The sequence below is a fragment of the Microbulbifer okhotskensis genome, from assembly GCF_023895975.1.
Lineage (GTDB): Bacteria > Pseudomonadota > Gammaproteobacteria > Pseudomonadales > Cellvibrionaceae > Microbulbifer > Microbulbifer okhotskensis.
The window spans coordinates 1-2,543 of record NZ_JALBWM010000235.1 but is presented as its reverse complement, the minus strand read 5'-3'; the positions used below and the strand labels follow the sequence as shown (position 1 = coordinate 2,543).

General features: G+C 43.6%; 2 protein-coding genes. One reads left to right on the top strand and one right to left on the bottom strand.

The window, feature by feature from the left end:
* A partial coding sequence (locus tag MO867_RS21535; protein ID WP_252472971.1) for a hypothetical protein occupies positions 1 to 259 on the top strand: 259 nt, incomplete at its 5' end.
* Between the two features lie 663 nt (positions 260 to 922).
* Here MO867_RS21535 and MO867_RS21530 read toward each other — a convergent pair.
* The gene (locus MO867_RS21530; protein ID WP_252472969.1) at positions 923 to 2,428 is read right to left on the bottom strand and encodes an efflux RND transporter permease subunit; all 1,506 of its coding nucleotides are present in this window, start codon (positions 2,426 to 2,428) and stop codon (positions 923 to 925) included.
* Positions 2,429 to 2,543 lie beyond the last annotated feature (115 nt).

Here is a 2,543-nt window from a genome sequence, read left to right as displayed (position 1 = left end):
CATATCGAAAGTAGGTTTGGTCATGGGTCATCTCTTTTTTGCTAATAGTAAAGAAGTGACACAGAATTCTGAACACTACCATGAATTCGAGCTTGCGGGGGTTATTAAAGGCTCAAACTATTCTAATACGCGAAAACGCTGGGATGAAGTTGGTCGAGTTTTTCCAACACATTATGAAGTTTATGATAGCCCCGCTTGGGTAATCGAATATTATGGTTTGCAGAATGCCAGCTTGATTGATGACCCTGACTTTGAGTAACCGCAAGAGTGATAACTGTATTGAATAGGGGTCAATAGATTGAGTTGTGTGGCCCCCACTCGTATAGAGGGGGCCTGGTGGAGGCTTGCCAGTCGCTAATAGATACTACTCATCTTGGAATAGTACCGAGCCCAACCGTATCCTGTCATCCTCGCAGTCATAATAGCTAAACTTTACAGTTTTTTGAGACATGTAGGCAGACAGTAAAAAAGACACCTTGGTGTCATATATGGCTGAATCATTACTTATCAGGAAGAAGGTCTTTTCGCTCAAGCAGCTAACCTCGGTTTCCGGATTCACAAACCCTCTAAGCCTGACATCTACGCCGCCCGAGTGTACTTTTAAATAGTAAATCTCAGACATTGGTGTCCAGGCTGAGTGGCTGGTAAGTGGCAGTATTAATGGGATACTCAAAAGTAAATATCTTAGAGACTTCATCCTTGATTCCTTACCAATTTCCAAGCGAATAAGTAAAGTTATGCTCTCCTTGTTGTTTAAATGTATCCCTAAGATTATAGCAAAAAAATTGATGGAATAGATGGCCCGATTGTCGCAGTGTTCACCCCAGCGGTGGATTGGGCATCGGCTGACTCCCGTGGCCCGGGAGTCAGCACTCAGTTTGTCATAATTATCGACATCTCATTGAGTGTGAGTGTTTGCTAGCTATGCGATAGCGGTTGCTGGGGTTTCGGGGACACCTGCTTGTGTTGTGCTTGTAGATTTAAGTTGGAACCACTTTAAAGACAGTAGTGCAGACATAAAAGCTAATACAAAGAGAGCGCTGAATAACATTCCGCCTGTAATAACGGCAGCTAGTCCTCTGTAAATAGCGGCACTGCTACCTGGGTTGAGAACCAGTGGAAGATTGCCGAAAATGCAGGTAATGGTAGTCAACATAATGGGGCGAATACGCAGACTGGTTGCCTGGTGTATAGCTTCTAGCTGGCTTGATCCAGCTCGTAAGGATAGTTGAAACTGATTTACCAATAGTATTGCATTATTGACCACCAATCCCATCATGGTGATCACATCCAGGCTCTGTGGGGTGAATAAATTCAATAATTGTAAACTCAGCATTCCGCCAGCAAAGGAGAGAGGGATTGCGCAAATGACCGCAGTAGCCAATTTTGCGGAGCCTAAAGTAAAGTACACCAGTAGTGCTAAAATAATTAGAGCGGATAGAAATATTTTTAAGAATTCATTCAGGAATACCTTCAGTTCATTCGCACTACCTCTAAACTGCGTATGTAAATCATTGTAGTTGCTTTCTGCCATGAAAGCGCTCACAGATTGATCTACCTCCTCTACAAAAGATTTCATCGCGAGTCCTTGCGGTGGTGTAAGGTTGAGTGAAGTACTTACTTCGTGCCCAACCCGAAGGATGCTTGCGGGTGCCTGAGTAATCTGGGCATCAACCAGTTGTCGTAGGGGTATTAGCCCGTGACCTTCAATCAACACTTCTGTATCCAGCAGAGCTTCGAGATTTATAGGTTCCTGTGCTTTTAGGTAGAAGGGAAGCGTGTTAGTGCCAGTATAGAAATGACCGATATAGATACCGCCCGTTAAAGCCATTAATTGACGATTGAATTCCGATATGGTGATACCAAGGTGAGCTAGATGGTCCAACCGGGGGTTAAATTCAATGCGTACAGCTCGATTTTGGAGAGCGCTCCCCTCCTGGATTTGGGCTTGCGGAAATTCAGCGCGAAGATGGTTCATTAATTCACTGCCAGCGGCCTGTAATCTGGATAGCTCTGCGCCTTTAATATCCAATTGACTGATACGATTGTTTGGCATGGCAAACCTCAGTAAGCCGCCTTGGCGAATATGCAGCCGCGTACCGACTAGTCCGTGGAGTACTTTCTTATTTAGCCAATTTTTGAGTTCTTCAAAGTCCCAGTCACCCCGGGTATAAATATAAAAATTGCAATTGTTTGGGTTGCATAAAATCCCGTAGGTGGAAATTTGCTCTTCAAATTCGTTTAGATGAGTTTTTAGTCTATTGATGACTCGTTCGCCAATTTCTTTCCGAACGACCTCTGTTGCGAGTGGACTCTCAAAGTTGATGACGGCTGAGATCATATTTTGTTTAGGATCGGGTAGGACATCGATGGGGGGAGTGGAAAAGTAAGTGACAATTAAAGATAGCGGTAAACCCAGTACCAGCATAAGGTAAGATTTCCTGCTACTAGCAGTAGCCTTAATAGACAGGTTTACCCACTGTTTTAGTGTAACTATTCAGCACTAAATACAAAATTCCCCAAAAAATATATTCATGAGACAA

Bases quoted from the DNA above. Each gene is read 5' to 3' on its own strand.
- MO867_RS21530 (WP_252472969.1), bottom strand. From the start codon at position 2,428: ATGCTGGTACTGGGTTTACCGCTATCTTTAATTGTCACTTACTTTTCC.